Below are 20,552 nucleotides of genomic sequence, written 5' to 3' on the forward strand. Positions count from 1 at the left end.
AATTGATAAAGAATGTCACAGTCAGACTGTTCAGGAAGTCCGCAAACAGGCATGTGTATTCTATCCTGTTTTTCGGGGTGCTGTCAGGCAATGATGACGATTATTGTTTTGACCTTTTCGTATAAGCATAGTAGAATAAAAATGATGATTTTGTAAGGGAGGATTTGTATGAAAAACGCAAAGATTTTTAACATTCTCCGGTATATTTTCGGGGTCTTTCTGATCATCGGCGGACTGGGGAATCTGTCGGCTTCTGTTCCGTTCGGACTGCTGATCACATTTGCCGGAATCTTTATTTTTCCATTTGTCTGGAAACTGCTCGGTAAACGGATGTCGTTTGCCCGATGGATTCCTTTTCTGGTGCCGCTTCTGTTCTTTATTGCTGCGACACCGTTTGTTCCGGCAAGTTCGGTGCAGTCGCGGACGATCGTTGTGACCGATGAGACGGATGCTACAGACAGCAGCGTGACCGATACACCGGAAGCCACACCGACCGAAACTCCGACGGCTGCGCCGACACCGGAAGAGACGGAAACGCCAACGCCGGAACCGACGAAAGAAGCCGGGGAGATGAAAGTGCATTTTCTGGATGTCGGACAGGGGTTGAGTATCCTGGTGCAGTCCGGCGGACAGACGATGATCTATGACGGCGGAGACAAAAGCACTTCAAGTTTTGTAGTTTCCTATCTGCAAAAGCAGAATGTTACCACGATCGATTATCTGATTTCTTCGCATTATGACAGCGACCATATGGCGGGGCTGATCGGATGCCTGAGTGCTTTCGATGTAAAAAATGTAATCTCCAGCGATTATGAACATGACAGCAAGCTGTATCAGTCGTTTATCCAGGCAGTTGCGGATCAGGGACTTACGATGCAGCATCCGGCGGTTGGAACGGAATTTTCTTTCGGAACCGGAAGTTTTCAGATTCTGGCTCCGGCAACGATCGATCCGGATGACAGCAATAAAAACTCGGTAGCCATCAAACTGACCAACGGAGAAAATTCCTTTATTTTCACCGGAGATGCGGAAAGTACCAGTGAAGCGGCGATGTGTGCATCCGGCATTGATCTTTCCTGTGATGTGCTGGTTCCGGGACATCACGGTTCTGCCACAGCTACCAGCTGGGATTTCCTTCAGGCGACCGTTCCGGAATATGCGGTGATCAGCTGTGGAAAGGATAACCAGTACGGACATCCGGCGAAGGATGTGATGGACAAGCTGGAATCTATGGATATTCAGGTGTATCGTACCGATGAGCAGGGAACGATTGTTGCCGTCAGCGACGGAACGACGATCACCTGGAATCAGGAACCATGCAATGACTATACGCCGGGTGAAAAAGAAGATCAGGGCACGCAGACGCAGAAAGCGGAGACAGAGAACAGCAGTTCTTCCGGTACAAACACCGGCAAGAGCGGAAAATCTTCCTCGAAAAGCAAGGCGGCTGACGCCAGCGCAGGCAGCTCCATCCAGATCACAGCCACCCCGCAGGTGACGGAGGCCCCACAGGATACTTCTTCCACTTCCAATGAAGAAATGGTATGGATCACGGCTACGGGTTCCAAGTATCATAATAAAAATAACTGCGGACGGACTGACCCGAGCAAGGCAAGTGAAATCAGCCGGTCGGAGGCGGAAAGCCGGGGATATGAGCCTTGTAAGAAGTGTTTTGGGTAATACCTGATATTTGCATGCATCTGTAAAAAACAGCCATAAAACAAAAATCTTTTTTATGATAAGATATTTTGTTTCATGGCTGTTTTTATGTTCCTGTCTATCAGCGGTTGGTTCCGTGAACCGCCTGGAATTTACCCTTTCCCCTTATTGTACGCTCGGATGAATTTTCTCCCCTTTTCGCATCCCAGCTTATTCTACCGTCACGCTCTTTGCCAGGTTTCTCGGCTTGTCGACATCCAGACCTTTTGCCACAGATGCATAATAACCCATCAGCTGCAGCGGAACCACTGCCAGTGAGGTGGCAAAATGCGGATCTGTTTTCGGAATGTAGGTGACGAAATCTGCAGTATCTTCAATATTATAATTGCCGTACGTTGTCAGTCCCATCAGATAAGCACCACGGCTCTTACATTCCACCATATTGCTGACGGTTTTTTCATACAGGTTCGGCTGCGTCAGGCATCCGATCACCAGCGTACCGTCTTCGATCAGAGAGATCGTTCCGTGTTTCAGTTCTCCTGCGGCGTATGCCTCGGAGTGAATATAGCTGATTTCTTTCATTTTCAGGCTGCCTTCCATGCTGATCGCATAGTCGATGCCTCGACCGATAAAGAAAATGTCTTTCGCGTTGACCTGTTTGGATGCAAACCACTGGAGACGTTCTTTGTCATCAATGATCTTCTGGATCTTCTCAGGAAGTGTCTGTAATTCTGCGATCATACCGTCATACTGTTCCTGTGTGATCTCTTCCCTTACTTTTGCAAACTGAATCGCCAGCAGATAGGAAGCGATCAGCTGGGTGCTGTAGGCTTTTGTGGTCGCCACAGAGATTTCCGGACCTGCCAGAGTGTAGAAGACATTATCCGCTTCTCTGGCGATGGAGGATCCGATAACATTGACGATTCCCAAGGTGCGGACACCCTTTGCTTTTGCCTCCCGCAGTGCGGCAAGACTGTCTGCAGTCTCACCGGACTGACTGATGATGATGGCAAGACCATTTTTATCTAACAGCGGTTTCCGGTAGCGGAATTCGGACGCCAGTTCCACACGAACCGGGATTCTTGCAAGGTCTTCGAGCACATACTGGGCTGCCATGCCTACATGATAGGCGGATCCGCATGCCACGATATAGATCTGGCTGATGTTACGGATCTCTTCTTCCGAGAGTCCCACATCATTCAGATCGATCATGCCGTCATGCAGAACAGAATTCAGTGTATCTGCTACGGCTTTCGGCTGTTCATGGATTTCTTTTATCATAAAGTGTTCAAAGCCTGCCTTCTCGGCTGCCTCCGCATCCCATTCGATGACTTTCGGCTGCTTTTCCACTTCATCACCATCCAGATTAAAGAATGTAATTTCTCCTTTTCTGACGCGCGCCATCTCCAGATTGCCGATATAATAGACATTTCGTGTGTATTTTAAGATTGCCGGAACATCGGAAGCGATATAGGACTCCCCATTTTCCACACCGAGGATCATCGGGCTGTCTTTTCTTGCCACATAAATCTCTTCTGGGTACTCCTTGAACATGATCGCCAGCGCATAGGATCCGCGGATACGGACCATGGCATGGGTCAGCGCATCTACCGGTGTGCCCTCGTATTTTTTATAGTAGTAATCCACCAGTTTGACTGCTACTTCGGTATCAGTTTCAGAATAGAAGGTATATCCTTTGCGGATCAGTTTGTCTTTTAATTCCTGATAGTTTTCGATGATACCGTTATGAACCGCTACGACATTGCCATCGTCGCTCATATGTGGGTGGGCGTTATTTTCAGACGGCTCACCGTGCGTTGCCCATCGGGTATGGCCGATGCCACAGGTTCCCGGTACAGAGTCGCCACCGTTTGTTTTTTCCACCAGTTTTTTCAGCCGGCCTTTGGCTTTGATCACTTCTGACCGGTTTTCTCCGTCCCGGACGGCTATTCCGGCAGAGTCATATCCGCGATATTCCAGTTTTGACAGTCCGTCCAGTAAAACCGGGGCTGCGCTGTGCATTCCGGTATATCCTACGATTCCACACATATTATTTTTCTCCTCTCAGATCGTTTGCATCGTTTTATTTGTCTGTGTCAGCCGACTACGTGACCTTTGGCTTTTACTACGCTGACTACCTGGTCAACGTATTTCCGGCAGCATTCCTCGGTCTCGGCTTCCACCATAACACGGAGCAGTGGTTCTGTACCGGACTCGCGTACCAGGATGCGTCCGGTATCTCCCAGTGCCTCTTCTACCGCTTTCACGGCTGCTTTCACATCCGGGTCTTCCTGTGCGGCTGTCTTATCCAGCACTCTTACATTTTCCAGCACCTGCGGATAAATGCTTAAGCCTTCGGTCAGCTGGCTCATCTTTGCTTTTTTTGCCATCATGACTTCCATCATTTTCAGACTGGTGAGGATACCGTCTCCGGTGGAAGCGTATTTTGAGAAAATAATATGACCGGACTGTTCCCCGCCGATCCGGCAGCCGTTCTGGTTCATATATTCGTATACATATTTATCTCCTACCGCAGTCTTCGCATAGCCGATGCCAAGTTCATCGAACGCTTTGTAGAGTCCGAAGTTTGACATGACGGTAGTTACTACGGTGTTGGTCAGAAGTTTTCCTCTCTCTTTCATGTATTTTCCATAAATATAGAGGATCGCATCTCCGTCCACCAGATTGCCTTTTTCATCGACGCACAGGCAGCGGTCAGCATCTCCGTCGTAGGCAAATCCTACATCCAGTCCGTTTTCCACTACATATTTCTGCAGTCCTTCGATGTGGGTGGATCCGGCGTTGTTGTTGATGTTGGTTCCGTCCGGCTGGGCGTTGATCACATAGGTTTTAGCTCCGAGTGCATCAAATACTGTTTTGGCAATGTTCCAGGAACTTCCGTTGGCACAGTCCAGACCGACTTTTTTCCCTTTGAACGAATACATGCCAAGTGAGATCAGATAACCGACATAGCGGTTTCTTCCTGCTACATAGTCCACGGTACATCCGATCCGGTTTTTGTGTGCGTACGGCACTTCTTCGTAAGTCTCACCGAATACTTCCACTTTTCCGTCCAGGTAATCCTCTACGAGAGCGATGGTTTCTTCTTCCATCTTCTCTCCGTTTCCATTGATCAGTTTGATCCCATTATCATAATATGGGTTATGGCTCGCGGAGATCATGATTCCGCAGTCAAAATTATCGGTTCTTGCCACATAGGCAACGGATGGGGTCGTCGTTACATGAAGCAGATACGCATCTGCCCCGGAAGCCACCAGACCACCTACCAGTGTATACTCAAACATATAGCTGGAACGCCGGGTATCTTTTCCGATGACGATTCTCGCCGGAGTGTCATCCCCGTTTCTGCGTTTCAGTTCTCCATAATACCAGCCAAGGAAACGACCGATCTTATATGCGTGGTCTGCAGTTAAGTTTTCATTGGCTTCCCCACGGAAACCATCCGTTCCAAAATATTTACCCATTTTCCCTTTTCCCTTCGTATTCACGTTTCGGCTGCACAGGGCAGCGTCTGTTTTCGTGTGTTTGTCGGTTACTTTCATGATTTTATTGAATTTTTTGGAGATCCAATGGTTCTATCATAGTACAAATGGGGGAATGTTGCAAGTACTTTCACATTTTTCTTAATGAAGTCAGTTCAAATCTTTCTTTTCTTCATTTATATATTTCTTCGCATCCTTTAAAAAGCTCCCTGCGATCAGCAGAATTACTACTCCGATCGGGAAGGCGGCTACGATGCTTACGCTTTGCAGGTTGCTCATTGAACTTTCTGCGAAGAGGAGAGCGATGGGGAGGGCGATCAGCAGGAGACACCACATCAGCTGGATTCCCCGGTGGGGCTGTTCGCCTTCTTCGAGTTTGCGGTAACTGTAGCAGGAGGCTGTCAGGGCGATGGAGTCGAAGGAGGTTGCGTAGAAAGCAATCATCGTCAGAAGTACGACTACCATGATGACCGGCGCGCACGGCAAGGTTTTGATCATGGAGACGATCATTCCATAGAGGTCGCCGTCTTTCAGGTACTGTGCGATAAAATCTGCCTTTCCGGTTACCTGCATTCCCATGGAATAGTTTCCGAGAATGATGAAGCTTACCAGGGTGGATCCCACGCCGAAGACATATCCGCCGAGGATCGTCTGGCGGACGGTTCTGCCGCGGGAGATGCTTCCGATGAAGAATGGAGCTGCCACACACCACACCATCCAGTATGCCCAGTAATAGATCGTCCAGGTCTGCGGGAAGTTTGAGGTTCTCAGCGGATCCGTGTAGGTGGACAGTCCGATAAAATTCTGAATCATCGTTCCCAGCGAGGTCAGCCCTGTCTCAATGATATATCGGGTTTCTCCTCCAAAAAGGAGTACAACCGCCAGCAGACCGAAAAACAGGTAAATACAGATATTTGCCAGTCGGCTGATTCCCTTAAATCCATGCAGCAGAGAATATGTATATACAGCACATGTTATCAGCAGAATAATTACATTGATGACTGTCCGGCTCACTGTAATGTGGAACAGTTCCCCAATGATCGTTGCCATCAGCGGTGTTGCCACACTGAAGGTTGTCGCCGTTCCCGCAAGCAGGGCAAATACTGCCAGCAGATCAATGATTCTTCCTGCCCAACCATCCGTATATTTTCCAAGAATCGGGCGGCAGGCTTCGGAGTATTTCTGGCGGTTTCTTTTTCGCACATGGAGCATGAAACCAAATGCCACCGCCAGTACCAGATAAAATCCCCACGGGATAAAGCTCCAGTGGAACAGCGGATAGACACCAGCCCACTCCTGGATGCTTCCCATTTCCTCCAGATGCGGATCGGTTGCATATAATACCCATTCCGAGAAAGAGTAAAATAAAATATCGGCTGCCAGACCGCAGGTAAACATCATCGCGCCCCAGGAAAAGAACGAATATTTTGGCTTCTCTCCTTTTTCACCGAGTACAATATCTCCGTATTTTGATCCCGCGATATACAGAGACAGCAGGAAAATCCCAAGTCCGATCACCAGATAATACGTGCCGAAGGTGTCTCCGAAGAAAAAGCGGATCTGGCTCAGGATTGCATTGGACTGTTCCGGAAGAAGGAAAAACAGGATACACAGCGCGATCACGATTCCCAGCGGAACCAGTGTGATCATCCAGTCAATTGTTCCTTTTGTATTTGTTTTCTTTTTATTCATCACTATTTTACTCCTTTTCGGTGAGGTAACTGCGGTAGCTGTCATCCAGAGCGATCAACTCTTCCAGGTTGTCCACCTCGATCAGATCGCCTGGATTCATCGGTCGGATGCCAAGCTTGTATTCTTTCGGATAACAGAACATCGCCACATCATCCCAGTAGATTTGTCTGTTTTGCTTTTCTTCAAATTCCACTTCCAGGTGATGTTTCAGCCGTTTTCCATCCTCTTTGCTCCACCGGGAAATGCTGTACAGCTGCCAGCCACCCTTTCCTCCGGTTCTGCAGCAGGAAACGACGATTCCGTCTTCTACCGTCTGCAGCCACTCATCCGTCTCTTCGTCCGTCCAGATACTGTTATAACCGGATCGTTCGAACTCCGGGGAAAGGATCGTTTTGTTATACACGATCTGATCTCCGTCCAGGATCATCGCATTTTCGATATGATCCCGCGCTACATACAGGGAGGAAATGTTGTTGCAGGTGTCATAATAAGGATTTTCTATGATCGTCACGCCCGGATATTCCTTTTCCAGTGTGTAAAACTGTTCTTTCAGATAACCGACTACGATGTAGATTTTCGTAATCCCGTTGTCATGAAGTCCCCGGATCACGGTATCGATCATCCGCACACCATTTACTTTCACCAGCGGTTTCGGTGTGGTCAGCGTGACCGGCCGCATCCGGTTGCCGAGACCCGCTGCCATAATAATTGCCCGTTCTGCTCTGTTCATTTTTTGCACTCCTTTGCTCTGTCTGTTTTTATTCCAGTTCTTCCTGCACGATCTTATAGTATTCTTTCGCATACCGGTACTGCCGCAGCGAATACTCACCAAACTCTACGCCAAGGCTTTTCTTATACTCGCACCAGTTGCTCCACAAAAGTCCGCATGCCGCAATATAACAGTATATCTTGATCCGGATCTCTCTTTTACATCCTTCCGGAAAATACACATCGATCAACGCATCCACCTGTTTCCTTCCATACATCGCATAAATGGCAAACATCGCGATATCCACGTGCGGATCCTGCATCCCGGCGTACTCCCAGTCGATCAGGCGGATCTCTTCTTCTCCGTTTTTTTGTGTAAACAGAAAATTGTCCGGCACTGCATCGATATGCGTCAGCACTTTTTCTCCACTCCACTGTTCGATATACGGGCGTAGCTCCAGCACATGCGCTTTTGTTTTCTGATAATCCCGGTAATCCGACGGTGTACCGTTCCATAACGTTTCATAAAATTCTATCTGACCGAAGATATCAAAAGTATGCTCCACCTGTAGTTTCATCTCATGAAACCGGCGTAGCCGCTTCATGCATTTTGCCACATCGTCCGGATTTTCCGGATCGCAGACTCTTGCGCCTTCCAGAAATTCTGTGATCTTATAGCCATTTTCCGGATTGATATAGGCGATGTCATCGCAGATCTTCTTTCCGTCAATGGTACGATAAACTGCTGCCTCTTTTTTGCGGTCGATCAGCTGCTCCGTTCCCTCGCCCGGGATACGCATAATGTATTTTTTCCCTTTGCTGCTAAATAAGAAGGATCGGTTCGTCATTCCTTTTTTCAGCACGGTGATATCGGTAATTTCATCCTGTCTTACATCGAGTGCCTGACAGATCACCTGGATGGCATCGGTTTTGAGCTGGTTGGAATGGCTGTCAAGTTCCCGCAACTGTTCATAAGTGTTGATTTCCACTACATCGGAACTGTGCACCACCTTAGCTGCAACGATCATTTTATCTTTTCGGTATAATGCTTCTTCCCAGAAAGCACCGTCATACCGGAAATCTCTGCTGAGTTTCTCGATGTTTTCTGCAGCGGTAGCGGCCTCTTCGCCAGTCAGATAACAGATTCCGATCATTGCATTGCCGCCGTTTCCTTCCTGCACCGTGACCAATTCCATTTTTCGGTTGACGCGGACAGAACTTTCATTTTCCACGAGATCGCTGACCATGTACCAGGAGTAGGACTCGTATGCATCGAAGGGATTCTGGTCGCACCAGATATCACAGGGAATGATATAGGCATTTTTCAGATGGTTTCTTACCAGATATACGGAATGTAGATTATTTTTTGTCATGTATTCCGCATTCACCACCAGTTCCACCCCGAACTCATCGATCAGATATTCATATCGCTCTTTCATAAATCCGACCACCACATAGATTTCCCGGATCCCCGCTTCGTGAAGCTGGCGGATCTGACGTTCGATCAGAGGCTCTTTGTTGACTTCCAGCAGGCCTTTGGGAACTTCCGTATTGATTGGAACCATCCGCATCCCAAATCCTGCCGCAAGGATGATCGCCCTTTGCGGGGAACACGCCCGGAATTCTTTTTTCGCTTTTTCGGTTGGCTGCAATTGCTCATCCAGATACTCCTGCACCACCAGTTCTTTCACCGAACGGTTCACCACCCCCAGCGAATGTCCCGAACTCTCTGCCAGGATCCGCTGATTGCTAAAAGGTTCCCGTAATAATATTTTCATGATATCGCTTTCTTGCTTGTTCATATACAGCGTTTTTTCTCCTTTTGTGAACAAATAGTTTTTAAATAACCCGGTCTTCCCCTGGAAAACCGGGTATAGATTACTTTTGATTTACTTTAACACAGTAAAAAGCATTTGTCAAATATTTTCTTTTTCATGGACCAATTTGGGTTATCGCTGCAGTCGTCAAGGTTTCGACTCGTTGCTCGTGCAAATTACATCTCACGGATCTTCTCCTGCAAAATTTTTCCCACAACCTCTGCAAACTGCTGGATATTCTGGATTCGTACAAAATCTCTGCCGAAGATCCGGTGGGCGGTCTGGAGTCCGCGTTCGGTTCCCATGAAGATACCAACGACCTGAATGTTTCTCCGTTTCAGCTGCTGCACCTGTTCGGTGGTGTCTTCCACGGCAATCTGGTCTGTGTATTCCCTGTTTTTGTAAAATGCGCCCTCTGCGGCGATCTGGTCATCCTGCGGGCTGCCGTCTGTGAGTACCAGAAGCAGTTTCTTTTCCTGTTCACTCTGTGCCATCAGATGTCCCGCCCCGCGAAGTGCCAGTCCGTCGCGGTTATTTCCCGCTGCCACATAGGAAAATACTTCTTCTGCTTTTCTGTTTTCCCCATAGGACTGAAACAGCCGCAAAACGGTATAACCTCGAATACTGCAATAGGAATACACCTGTAGCGGGATCCCGCAAAGATCCAGACTTTTTGCGAGAATATATGCCTGCGCCGCGATCTGTTCCTGACTGTTTTTTCTGGAAGAGGAGGCATCGATCAGAATATCCACCGAAAATCCTGCATCAGAGACTTCTTCTCTTTTTTCAAATACCCGAGGATCTTCCAGATACAGTGCACGCCAGACCTGGCTGGCCCGGATATTTCCCTGTCTTGCCTGCACCGGAACATCGTCCATCCGGGCGTCCAGTTCCAGACGGAGTTTTTCTGTCATTCTGCGGATACTGTTCTCATATACTGTCCGGTTTTTCTCGTAATGCTGTCGGTTTTTTTCTGCCTGCCGTCTGCTGTTTTCACGAAATTCCCGGATCTCCCGGGACTCTCTTTTATTTATCGCGCCAGATCCGAAAACCTGACCGATATCCTCTGCTGTGTGGCTCGCTGTTTTGCCGCGATCTGTCGCCTCTCTCTCCGTACTTTCTTCCTGATGCCTTACGGTTGTATTGCTCCCTGTCTGTGTCACCGGCTCTTCCATCGGATATCCCCGTGTGATATACAGATGACTGTTTTTATGATTTTCCGTACACACCTCGTCTTCGAGCAGTTTCTGTTCCCTCGGTGTATAAATATTTGCGCCAAAACATCCCTCGATATATGCCCGGTCTTTTTCTTCATCTCCCTGGCGGGAAAACTGCAACAGATAATGTCTGGCTTTTTCCATCGTTCCGCCATTTCCCGACTCTTCCCATGACAGATCGTCATATCGTTTTGTCTTCACATAGGTCGCATGCATCTTTCCAATCGAATGAAACGCCGGAAGCAGCTTTTGTAGAAAATAGGTTCCCCGTTCTTTTTTTATCATTTTCGGTTCATAGGAAAAATATTTCCATAGAATTTCTTTCATCTTCGCAAGGATCTGTTCGATGCCCATCTCCCCGGTAAAGGTCAGTTCCCGGAGCAGTTCTTCTGTCCGTCCGGATAAACCGGAGGACTTTCCGAGAATCTCCGCGCAGTGACCGTTTCGCAGCTGATCGATCAGTTCATACTCTTTCAGGACACGATATCTTGCCAGGTTTTCCTGCGCGTATTCCTGACGAAGCTCGGCAAGCACCGGACGGTGTATTTTCTCTTTTTCGTATAATGCCTGTTCCAGACCGATCCACAACATTCCCTGATACAGTTCTTCCTGCCTGCCACCGAGCATATGAAAAAATGTTTCCAGCTTTTCAGCATCATACCACTTATAACTGAGTCCGATGATCATGTTTAAATACATATCTGCCGTTCCGTCAGGTGCATAGGCAAGAAACAGCGGCTCCAGACCGTAGTGACCTGCCGCTGCCCACACAAAATTTCTCGCTCTCCGTTCTTCCTGCATCTCCTGTTGTTCCATGTTTCTGTCCTTCTGTTCTATCTCCTGTTTTTTCTGTCATCTGCTGCCTGTCCGTTTTTTTCAAACAGATCCTCCGGTTTCAGTTTTTTCGAGATTCTTCCACGAATCGTATCCTGAATCAGTGTCTGTTCATACGAATCAAAAGTTTTGTTGGTGATTCCCATATCCAGGGCATCCAGTACATCCAGCCCCTTTTCCATCAGTGCCACGCCATCCAGAAGGCCGCGAAGATCCATCGCACGGGAGGAAATCTGTGCATTTTCACATTTTTTCTGAAGATCCAGATAAACAGCTGCCAGTTCTCTTGCCCCGTCGGTTTTCAAAGTCGGATAATGATCCTGTAATAATAAGATCAGATGCTCCTGTGAGATCATCGGCATCTGGATCACCACAAACCGGGATACCAGCGCTTCATTCAGTTCTTTGGTTCCCGCATAGCCGTAATTCATCGTTGCGATAAACCGGGTCGCCGGATGAAGTTCGATCCGTTCATATCCCGGCACATCGATACTTCTTCGAAAATCAAGCGTGCCATGAAGTACTGCCAGCGCTTCACTTTTTGCCATATTGATCTCATCCAGCACGGCAAATCCACCATTTTGCGCTGCACAGCAGATAGGACCCGGTCGGAAAACTACCTCCTGATTCTTAAAGGTATCCATACCGATCAGAGATGCCGCGTCCATATTGACATGGAAAGAGACATCCCAGCGGGGACGCCCAAACACAGCGGCAAGATTTTCCGCGAAAATATTTTTTCCGGTCGCTTTATGTCCCACCAGCAGGATATTTTTTCCGCAAAGAAGCGCCGTCACTGCTTTTTCCCAGATATCCGTTCCATAATAAATATTGTCCGGAACAGGTATTCTGGACTGAAGCTGCTCCTCCACCAGATATTGTTCCCGGAAAGAGAGAATCGATTGTTTTAATTCTGGTCGGATCTGCAGATGCTCTATGATATCAAACACGATTGGTTACTTCCTTTCTTTCTGATTGCTGTAATTATCATATCACAAATCTGTTTTTTGTAAATTTAATTCTGTTGTGAATACACGCCTTTCATGATAAGATATTTGCATAGACTGTTTTATAAGAGGTAAATTTATGGAAAAAAAACAGATTCGCCTGACGATTCCTGCAGTTTTTCTTGCAGCTATCTTACTGATATTTTTCGGTTTCTTTTATTGGAAGGAGCATAAAACATTGATCATTGACCAGGATCCAGCTGTTTATACCTATGAAAATCTGGTGTCTGATACTGATATTTTAAAGTCCCGCTATGCTTCTGTTTTTTCTGCAGACAGTCTTGGAGAAACTGTGGATGGACGGCAGATTCTTCATTTTGTCATCGGGGACAAAGAAGCTTCCAGGAAAATACTGATCAATGGAGGCATCCATGCGCGGGAATACATCACCTGTCAGCTGGTTATGAAGCAGACGGTATCTTTTCTTGAACATCTGTCAAACGGGGATTCTTATGGGGATATTTCCTATGAAGATCTGCTTCGGGATACGGCGATCCATGTGATCTGTATGGTGAATCCGGATGGGATCTCCATCAGTCAGCTGGGACTCGATGGCGTACAGACGGATGCCGTCCGGGAGAATCTGAGCCAGATTGCACAGCTGGATGGGGCTTCTCTTGCTGACAGCACTTATCTGAAACGCTGGAAAGCCAATGCAAACGGTGTGGATCTGAACCGGAATTTCGATGCTTTGTGGGACAGTTATGCAGATCCTGCCGGACATCCCTCCTCCGACCATTACAAGGGAACAGCTCCCGGATGCGAAATCGAGAGTGCTGCCTTGATTCAACTTACGTTACAACAGCAGTTTACCCGCACGATCAGCTATCACACCCAGGGAGATGTGATCTACTGGTATTTCGGGCAGGAGGGGGATCTGTATGACCAGACGCTCTCGTTCGCCAACACCATCGCAGCAACAACCGGTTATCCGCTCGATGCTGATTATCAGTCCCTCGATCCCGCAGGCTACAAAGACTGGGCAATTCAGAATCAGGGGATCCCCAGCCTGACCATCGAAGTCGGACTTCAGGACAGCCCTGTGCCTGCGGAACAGTTTGCAACAATCTGGGCGGAGAATCAGTTTGTGTGGGAAGAAACGCTGAAAATTCGCTGAAATACTTTTGAACCATAATTACATGAAAACAGCCATATAAAAGAAACTTTGAGGGACATCTCATTCTTCTATATGGCTGCTTTTATATTTTATTTCTCTTTAAATCCAACTGTCATCTCCACCAGTGATTGCCAGGCTCAGCAGAGCATCCATTTTTTCTACTTCTTCTACGCCTTCAATTTTTTCAATGAGTTCTGCGGTATCAAGAACATCCTCCAGAGACTCATCCGGGCCGATTTCATAGTCAATCTCTGCTTCACAATCCGGGCAGGGAATTTTTTTCATAGTTTGTAGGGATAAAAAGCGGTTTCCACATTTTTTACATTCATAAAATCCACACTCTCTGGTGCCATCGGGTACATAATACATTGTTATTCTCCTCTTTTCTTTTGACAACAGGTTATCATCCGCCTGTCATCCTTTTTACTTGTATTTCATTTTACCATTCTCACAATCGGATAGCAAGAATATCTGCTGCATCGCATTTTCATCTTGCTATTTTTCCCTGTAGTCGATACAATAACTACAGATGTTTTTCGGCTCACAGAGCTTAACTTGCGGAGCCGACGCAGACTATTATGTAGGGAGATTATATATTATGATACGTTTTAACAATGATTACAATCACGGCGCTCATCCGAAGATTCTGGAGACGCTCACGGTTATCAATAACGATAGTTTTGGAGGATACGGCGAAGACGAATGGTGTAAAAAGGCAGCTGATCTGATCCGTAAAAAGGTGAATTGTCCGGATGCCGCCGTTCACTTTTTCCCAGGTGCTACACAGGCGAACTTTATTGTGATCGCCAGCGCACTCTCTTCTGTACAGAGTGTAATCGCTGCGGATACCGGGCATATTAACTGTCATGAGGCTGCATCTGTGGAAAATACAAATCATAAGATTCAGACGCTTCCAAATAAAGATGGAAAGATTACCGCTGCACAGATTGATGCCTGTGCCCGTTCCTATTACGAAGAAAATGAACCGGAATATTACACAGAGCCTAAAATGGTATACATTTCTTTTCCTACCGAACAGGGAACTTTGTATTCACTCGAAGAGTTGAAAGCGATCCGCAAAGTATGTGATAAATACGGAATGTATCTGTTCGTGGACGGTGCACGGCTTGGATATGGGCTTGGCGCCGCAGAAAATGATATCCGGGTTGAAGACTTTGCAGCACTTACGGATGTTTTTTATTTTGGCGGAACGAAATGTGGCGCACTGTTTGGAGAAGCTGTTGTGATCACTTCGGACAATCTGAAACGCAGATTTAAGGCTTATATGAAACAGAACGGAGCGGTTCTGGCAAAAGGATGGCTTCTGGGATTGCAATTTTATACATTACTGGAGAATGATCTTTATTTTGAAATCACACGGAAAGCAGATATGCTGGCTATGAAGATCCGGGATGCTTTTGCAAAAAAAGGGATTCCTTTCTGGGTGGAGAGTCCTACGAATCAGCAGTTTGTGATTCTCTCCCCTCAGCAGCAGGATATTCTTGGCAAAAATTATACATTTGAAAAAACCGGAAATACACCGGACGGAATTGTTGCAAGATTTTGTACAAGCTGGGCTACTACAGAAGAGGAAGTCGCGCAGTTAATTGCGGATATTGAAAAATTGTAATTGCGAACACATTAAAAAAACATTATTTTATATACGCGGCATTTCTTGTATATAAAATAATGTTTTTAATGCATCTTATACTGTTTTGATCGTCTCCCCCGCCGAGTGTTTCACACTCTCAAACACATCCTGAAACGTTGCTCCGCTCTCTTTACAGAGCCGTGTCACCGACTCGTACTCCGGGTAGACTTTTCTCAATCCATCTTTTTCACAGATCTTTACCTCGGCTTCCCCATAAGGCGTCTGTACTGTTTTTTTCGTTCTCCGAAGCACCGTCCGATCCATGTTCTGTCTGCGGATGCCGATGGTCGTAGTTTCCCGGAAGATGATCTCTTCCAGTTTCTCGCGATCTTCTTCCATACAGATCACATTCAGCTGCCATCCCGGACGGTTTTTCTTCATAAAGACAGGAGTGTAGTGCACATCTCTGGCACCGGCATCCATCAGGGAGCCGAGAACATAGCCAAGCTGTTCACCGGTGCTGTCGTCGATGTTGGCTTCCAGTTTACAAATTTTGTCTTCTCTCTTCTCTTCCGTCTCGATCAGCATCGCGCGGAGAATACCCGGGCACTCGTATTTGCGTTTGCCGGCGCCGATTCCCACATTGAGGATGCGGAATGTCTCAGGGAGCGTTTCTTCTGTGCGGACTGCTGCCGCAAAAGCTGCTCCTGTCGGAGTTACCAGTTCTCCTTCTACCTGTGTCATCCGCAGTTTCAGACCGCTGTTCTGGACAATATTGGTAACCGCCGGAACCGGTACAGGAAGGATACCATGCTGGCAGCGCACGGTTCCCTTTCCCTCACAAAGAAACGGAACGATCACGCCATCCACCTGCAGGCTGTCCATGCAGACCGCAGCTGCAACAATATCCACAATAGAATCTACTGCCCCCACCTCATGAAAATGTACCTGATCCTCCGGTACATTGTGCGCTTTCGCTTCTGCTTTCGCCAGAATCCGGAAAATATGTTTTGCCAGTTCTTTCGCCGTATCCGTCATCTCACACCGGTCAATGATCGGGAAAATATCTCCCAGTCCGCGATGTTCGTGATGATGGTGATGGTGCTTCTCTTCATGCCCAGTTCCATCCTGCGTATGTATCGTTTCCGCCTGTTCCGGATCATAACGATGCTCCTCTGCATGTACATGATCATGGTGATGTTCATGGTCGTGATGATGCTCATGGTCATGTGTATGGCTGTGTCCGTGAAGATACGCCATATCATGATCGTGATTCTCATGCTGTGCATCCAGTTTTACCAGAAAATCCCAGGCGTCGATCCCGGATTTTTTTACCTGTTTTAATTCATAGGAAAATCCTTCCACCGGCATATGATCCAGTACCCGAAACAGTGGTGTCCGGTCTTTCATAAGCCCGGACAGTGCTGCCACCGTCATATCCCCGCTAATTCCTGAATAACATTCCAAATATAATTTCTGTCCCATTTCTTCGTTTCCCTTGTTTTATTTCTTTCTTACTATGAATTCCTTTTATAATGTTCTTTTGCCAGCGTATCACCCAGTCTGGAAAGATCGTAATATTTGTTTACCAGACCGATATCGATGCCTGCCGGACATGGATGACAGTGTTTGCAGTATACGCATTTTCCCTTGGTGTCATCCGGGGTCAGGGTGCTGATGATCGAATAGTTTCTCTCTTCTTCCCTCCAGTGCTTTTCCGATTTCCGGGAAGATTGCGGCATGACCGCCCGCTAGAGCGTGTCTGAAAAAGGCTTTTCGTGAGCTGCGAGTCCCAGTTTGTGGGAGATTTTATCCGAATGAGGGCGGCGTAGCGGGCTACGGCAACCGAATGAGGGTAAAATATACCGCAAAGTGGGGTTTGCAGATTGCGGAAATGATTTTTCAGACACGCTCTAGGTCGATATAATTAATTCCATGATCCAGCGCATAACAGATGTATTATACTCCTTAAACCATACTTCAGGTCAATCCTTTCCGGCAAATTTCATCCGGATTTTTGGGAAAGCTATTTTTTGCACTCTCTGCCTCTCGGATCATCCCATCATATTTTCTATAAAAATCCCATATCCTTTCGTCGGATCGTTAACAAATACATGAGTTACCGCACCGATCAGTTTGCCGTTCTGGATCACAGGGGATCCGCTCATTCCCTGAACGATTCCACCGGTTTTTGACAGGAGGTCGGAATCTGTGATCCGAAGGACAAAGCATTTGTTCGTGTCCCTTGCATTCGCATCAATTTCGAGAATCTCACATGCGTATTCCCGGATTCCATCCCCGATATCGCAGCGGATCGCGGCAGCTCCGGTCTGGATCTCCTGTTTGAGTCCTAGCGGGATCTTTTCCATGGATTCCGTGTATTTACCCGGATCTAACTGCCCGCGGATGCCATACTGGGAATTACCGCTGATCGTTCCAATCCGGTTTTCTTCCCTGTAATTGATCACGCCTCGCAGTTCCCCCGGTGTACCGGCAGTTCCTTTCTGGATTGATAAAATATCCGCATGGTAGAGATCACCATCTGAGATTTCCAGCCGTTCTCCCGTATCCACATCGCTGATTCCGTGACCAAGTGCTCCGAAGGTTCCGTCAGGTTCCACAAACGTCAATGTTCCGATCCCCTGAATATTATCCCGCACCCAGATACCAAGTTTATAGGAACCGTCTGCGGTCTGTACCGGGGTCATTTCCAGCTGAATCGTCTCCTGGTGGCGGATCACCTGCATTTCCATCGGTTCGCCCTGATTTTCTTTCACCAGCTGCATCAGCTGTTTTTTCCCTGTAAGGACTTCTCCGTCAATCTCGCAGATATAATCTCCCGGCTGGATAATATGTTCTGCCGGTGTCCGGCGGATTCCCTCCCGGTCCGTAATCTCGCCGCTGTCGATCACAAGGACGCCTTTTGTCTCCATGTAGATCCCAACGGGCGATCCGCCAGCCAGCACTTCCTGCTTCTCCACGGTATTGACTTTGATCGTTTTTAATGGAAGTACACCAAGCCAGCTGCACCGGATCTGATAGCTGTCATTTTGCGAAACCTCCACGGTCTCATCGTAAGAGATCAGCGGATCGTCAAAAAATGTCTCCCAGTCCGTCTCCTCGTCTGCATAGACAAACAGTTCATCCGGTATGTTTTCCTTCAAAGTTCCATATATTAATACAAATAAACCCAGCAGCGTCCCCGCCAGAGCGTACCACAAAAATTTTCGATATTTTTTCTGTCTTTCCTGCAAGTTTCCGCCACATCCTTTCGTTTTTGTCTTCTCCGTTAGTATGTGACAAAGCGTTTATTTCACACTTGCAGTTTTTTGTTGTTTTTCATTATTTATCCAGAAGCTTGGAAAATTTTTCTGCGGACATCGGCTTATAATAGTAGAAACCCTGTAAGTAATCGCAGCCATGCGCACGCAGGAAATCACTTTGCTGCTGATTTTCAATGCCTTCTGCAACGACTTTCATTCCCATCCGATGCGCCAGATCAATGATCGATACCACGATTGCATCGCTTTTTTGATCTTTTCCGATTTTTTTGACAAATCCCATATCCAACTTCAAGGCGTCAAACGTATAATCTCGTACCGTCTCGAACGTGGAAACTCCGGTTCCAAAATCATCCAGAAAAATCTGAACGCCCTGTTGTCTCAGACTTTCCAGGAATTCTTCTCCCTGCGTGCTGATAATTGTGCATGCAGATTCAATAATCTCATATCGAAAATACTGTTTCGGAACCTTTGTTTCCTGAATCTCCGTAAAGATCCGCTCCGTCATCCGCCCGTCCATCAGATCCATCCTTGAAAGATTCACTGCCACCGGAACCATCCGTTTTTCCTGACAATACCGTTCTTCCTGAAACCGATGAACCGTCTGGTCAATATAGGTATCCAGTTTTGTGATATATCCGCTGTCCTCCAGTTCCGGTACAAACACCGACGGAACCATCGGTTCTGCCCCTGAACTGTTCCAGCGAACGAGCGCTTCCGCTGATACAATTTCCCCGGTCTGTCCATCTACCACCGGCTGGTAACAGACTACGAATTCTTCCTGTTCCAGCGCCTTTTCCAGATTCAGAAGTGCCAGATTTTTCTGCCCGTACTCGGTCTTCATATTCTCCTGATAAATCTCATACGGCTGCATATACTGGTTGGAAATCTTATTTTTTGCCATTTTTGCCAGATCGCACATCTGAGAAACATCCAGATCACAGTGCTCCGGAATGTAATAAATTCCACAGCGGCCGTAGATTTCCACCTGTTCCCCGCGGATCCGCACCGGATACTGCAACAGTTTTCCCAGTTCGGAAAGTTCCAGATTCTTCACATCGACGAGTGCATGGAACCGGTCAGCAGATACCCGTCCCAGTGCCAGTGGGCGAAGCACGCTGTTCTGGATCCGATCCATATAGGAGCGGATGATCTTATCCCCATTTTCATAGCCATAGACATCATTCAAACCAGAAAACTTGCGGATATTAAAATAAATTACAGCAAACTGATACTGATCTGCATTCTTTTTCAAAATATGCTCTGTCTTTCGAAGAAATCCGCTGCGGTTCAGATAACCGGTCAGAGGATCCTTTTCCATCTCCACCGTCCGGTCTTCCACTGCGATCAGCACCTCCCGGTACTCTTTATCCAGCCATCGGTAAGTATATCGTTCTGCTCCGCGCTCCTCATTATAAACCGTAAGTGAATATGTCCCTGCCATCTGTAAGTTTTCTTCCATATAGTCCAGACGAGTGGAAGTTACAAACCAGTCTCTGTCTTTCTTTTCCACCCGATGTTCACACAGTTTTTCAATAAACTCACGGTATTCCAGCGGCTGGTCACAGACCAGTTCCATATCATCAAATGTATGTTTCCGTACAAATACTGTTTTTTCCTGAATATCCAGCACAGCGATCATCCGGTATTTATCCTGTAAAAGTACCTTGCTGATCACCCGATTGACATACGGGATGGTATCATTTCTCCAGATTGCACAGCACTCGATCGTGTGTTTCCGGGGATGTTCAAACATCTCTATATTTACATGATAATAAGTAATGTACTTTCCTTTTCTGAACCGGTAGCCAAGCTGTACCTGTCTTTGCCCCGACTGGAAAAGCCGCAGCAGTTCTCCCTGCATAAAAGTACGACGGAATTTCTGTTCTTCTTCGTTATCCATAATGTACGGATAAATCTGCTTTTTCAGCCACGCCGTGACTCCACCGGCGCGCCCTGTCTCGCCTTCCCAGCACGCCTGTTCCGGGTTTTTTACTTCCCATACGATATTATTCGAAATGTCAATATACAGACCATACTGATCCCCGTCTTCTCCGAGAAGCATCAGTCGCTGTATCCGTTTTTCGTAGGATGTCTCTTTTAAAGATCCTCCCATGGTATTCCCC

16 protein-coding genes and 1 pseudogene are annotated in these 20,552 nt (G+C 47.2%); 4 read left to right on the top strand and 13 right to left on the bottom strand.

Annotated elements, in window-relative coordinates; genetic code table 11:
• Positions 1-168: 168 nt before the first annotated feature.
• Positions 169-1,680: a ComEC/Rec2 family competence protein gene (locus tag ETP43_RS09145; protein WP_243114244.1), complete on the top strand. Its 1,512-nt coding sequence runs from the start codon at positions 169-171 to the stop codon at positions 1,678-1,680.
• Between the two features lie 189 nt (positions 1,681-1,869).
• On the opposite strand, the gene glmS is transcribed toward ETP43_RS09145, so the two are convergent.
• From glmS to ETP43_RS09180, 7 genes are all read right to left on the bottom strand, one after another.
• Positions 1,870-3,708 (bottom strand): glutamine--fructose-6-phosphate transaminase (isomerizing), encoded by a 1,839-nt coding sequence (gene glmS / locus ETP43_RS09150; RefSeq protein WP_129257836.1) that lies wholly within the window; start codon positions 3,706-3,708, stop codon positions 1,870-1,872.
• A 47-nt stretch (positions 3,709-3,755) separates the two neighbouring features.
• Positions 3,756-5,144 carry a phosphoglucosamine mutase gene (gene glmM / locus ETP43_RS09155; protein WP_129257837.1) on the bottom strand — a complete coding sequence of 463 codons (1,389 nt, stop codon included), beginning with the start codon at positions 5,142-5,144 and terminating at the stop codon, positions 3,756-3,758.
• A 168-nt stretch (positions 5,145-5,312) separates the two neighbouring features.
• Positions 5,313-6,854, bottom strand: a complete 1,542-nt coding sequence (locus tag ETP43_RS09160) for a BCCT family transporter (protein ID WP_129257838.1) — start codon at positions 6,852-6,854, stop codon at positions 5,313-5,315.
• Positions 6,855-6,861: 7 nt separating this feature from the next.
• A complete protein-coding gene (locus ETP43_RS09165; RefSeq protein ID WP_129257839.1) occupies positions 6,862-7,584 on the bottom strand; it encodes an NTP transferase domain-containing protein in 723 nt (240 codons plus the stop codon).
• Positions 7,585-7,612: 28 nt separating this feature from the next.
• Positions 7,613-9,364, bottom strand: a complete 1,752-nt coding sequence (locus tag ETP43_RS09170) for a phosphotransferase (protein WP_129257840.1) — start codon at positions 9,362-9,364, stop codon at positions 7,613-7,615.
• A 191-nt stretch (positions 9,365-9,555) separates the two neighbouring features.
• Positions 9,556-11,412 carry a vWA domain-containing protein gene (locus ETP43_RS09175; protein WP_129257841.1) on the bottom strand — a complete coding sequence of 619 codons (1,857 nt, stop codon included), beginning with the start codon at positions 11,410-11,412 and terminating at the stop codon, positions 9,556-9,558.
• Between the two features lie 17 nt (positions 11,413-11,429).
• Positions 11,430-12,380: an AAA family ATPase gene (locus tag ETP43_RS09180; protein ID WP_129257842.1), complete on the bottom strand. Its 951-nt coding sequence runs from the start codon at positions 12,378-12,380 to the stop codon at positions 11,430-11,432.
• A 136-nt stretch (positions 12,381-12,516) separates the two neighbouring features.
• Between ETP43_RS09180 and ETP43_RS09185 the strand changes: the two genes are divergently transcribed.
• Positions 12,517-13,554, top strand: a complete 1,038-nt coding sequence (locus ETP43_RS09185) for a M14 family zinc carboxypeptidase (protein WP_129257843.1) — start codon at positions 12,517-12,519, stop codon at positions 13,552-13,554.
• A 99-nt stretch (positions 13,555-13,653) separates the two neighbouring features.
• Here ETP43_RS09185 and ETP43_RS09190 read toward each other — a convergent pair whose 3' ends face one another.
• A complete protein-coding gene (locus tag ETP43_RS09190) occupies positions 13,654-13,923 on the bottom strand; it encodes an FmdB family zinc ribbon protein (protein ID WP_022399923.1) in 270 nt (89 codons plus the stop codon).
• 229 nt (positions 13,924-14,152) lie between these two features.
• Between ETP43_RS09190 and ETP43_RS09195 the strand changes: the two genes are divergently transcribed.
• Positions 14,153-15,184, top strand: a complete 1,032-nt coding sequence (locus ETP43_RS09195) for a threonine aldolase family protein (protein ID WP_129257844.1) — start codon at positions 14,153-14,155, stop codon at positions 15,182-15,184.
• 75 nt (positions 15,185-15,259) lie between these two features.
• Here ETP43_RS09195 and larC read toward each other — a convergent pair whose 3' ends face one another.
• From larC to ETP43_RS18440, 3 genes are read right to left on the bottom strand one after another with little or no spacing between them, the layout of a single operon-like run.
• Positions 15,260-16,630 (bottom strand): nickel pincer cofactor biosynthesis protein LarC, encoded by a 1,371-nt coding sequence (gene larC / locus ETP43_RS09200; RefSeq protein WP_129257845.1) that lies wholly within the window; start codon positions 16,628-16,630, stop codon positions 15,260-15,262.
• 32 nt (positions 16,631-16,662) lie between these two features.
• Entirely contained in the window at positions 16,663-16,887 is a 225-nt protein-coding gene (locus ETP43_RS09205) for a hypothetical protein (protein ID WP_129257846.1), read from the bottom strand.
• Positions 16,812-17,009, bottom strand: coding sequence for a DUF6783 domain-containing protein (locus ETP43_RS18440; protein WP_334295518.1), 198 nt, complete (start codon positions 17,007-17,009; stop codon positions 16,812-16,814). Before ETP43_RS18440 ends, ETP43_RS09205 begins: the two co-directional genes overlap by 76 nt.
• Here ETP43_RS18440 and ETP43_RS18445 point away from each other — a divergent pair.
• Positions 16,968-17,072 (top strand): annotated as a pseudogene (locus ETP43_RS18445) (DUF6783 domain-containing protein); the annotation flags it as partial. The gene ETP43_RS18440 and the pseudogene ETP43_RS18445 sit on opposite strands and share 42 nt — an antisense overlap.
• Before the next feature lie 127 nt (positions 17,073-17,199).
• On the opposite strand, the gene spoIVB reads toward ETP43_RS18445, so the two are convergent.
• Together spoIVB and ETP43_RS09215 are read right to left on the bottom strand one after the other, a co-directional pair.
• Positions 17,200-18,399, bottom strand: coding sequence for a SpoIVB peptidase (gene spoIVB, locus ETP43_RS09210; protein WP_330546492.1), 1,200 nt, complete (start codon positions 18,397-18,399; stop codon positions 17,200-17,202).
• A gap of 88 nt (positions 18,400-18,487) precedes the next feature.
• A complete protein-coding gene (locus ETP43_RS09215) occupies positions 18,488-20,542 on the bottom strand; it encodes a GGDEF domain-containing phosphodiesterase (RefSeq protein ID WP_129257848.1) in 2,055 nt (684 codons plus the stop codon).
• Between the last annotated feature and the right edge of the window lie 10 nt (positions 20,543-20,552).

It is taken from the genome of Blautia faecicola, from assembly GCF_004123145.1.
Lineage (GTDB): Bacteria > Bacillota > Clostridia > Lachnospirales > Lachnospiraceae > Oliverpabstia > Oliverpabstia faecicola.

Excerpts from the sequence above, each read along its gene's own strand:
- ETP43_RS09145 (WP_243114244.1), top strand. The coding sequence starts at position 169 with ATGAAAAACGCAAAGATTTTTAACATTCTCCGGTATATTTTCGGGGTC.
- glmS (WP_129257836.1), bottom strand. The coding sequence starts at position 3,708 with ATGTGTGGAATCGTAGGATATACCGGAATGCACAGCGCAGCCCCGGTT.
- glmM (WP_129257837.1), bottom strand. The coding sequence starts at position 5,144 with ATGGGTAAATATTTTGGAACGGATGGTTTCCGTGGGGAAGCCAATGAA.
- ETP43_RS09160 (WP_129257838.1), bottom strand. The coding sequence starts at position 6,854 with ATGAATAAAAAGAAAACAAATACAAAAGGAACAATTGACTGGATGATC.
- ETP43_RS09165 (WP_129257839.1), bottom strand. The coding sequence starts at position 7,584 with ATGAACAGAGCAGAACGGGCAATTATTATGGCAGCGGGTCTCGGCAAC.
- ETP43_RS09170 (WP_129257840.1), bottom strand. The coding sequence starts at position 9,364 with ATGAACAAGCAAGAAAGCGATATCATGAAAATATTATTACGGGAACCT.
- ETP43_RS09175 (WP_129257841.1), bottom strand. The coding sequence starts at position 11,412 with ATGGAACAACAGGAGATGCAGGAAGAACGGAGAGCGAGAAATTTTGTG.
- ETP43_RS09185 (WP_129257843.1), top strand. The coding sequence starts at position 12,517 with ATGGAAAAAAAACAGATTCGCCTGACGATTCCTGCAGTTTTTCTTGCA.
- ETP43_RS09190 (WP_022399923.1), bottom strand. The coding sequence starts at position 13,923 with ATGTATTATGTACCCGATGGCACCAGAGAGTGTGGATTTTATGAATGT.
- ETP43_RS09195 (WP_129257844.1), top strand. The coding sequence starts at position 14,153 with ATGATACGTTTTAACAATGATTACAATCACGGCGCTCATCCGAAGATT.
- larC (WP_129257845.1), bottom strand. The coding sequence starts at position 16,630 with ATGGGACAGAAATTATATTTGGAATGTTATTCAGGAATTAGCGGGGAT.
- ETP43_RS09205 (WP_129257846.1), bottom strand. The coding sequence starts at position 16,887 with ATGCCGCAATCTTCCCGGAAATCGGAAAAGCACTGGAGGGAAGAAGAG.
- ETP43_RS09215 (WP_129257848.1), bottom strand. The coding sequence starts at position 20,542 with ATGGGAGGATCTTTAAAAGAGACATCCTACGAAAAACGGATACAGCGA.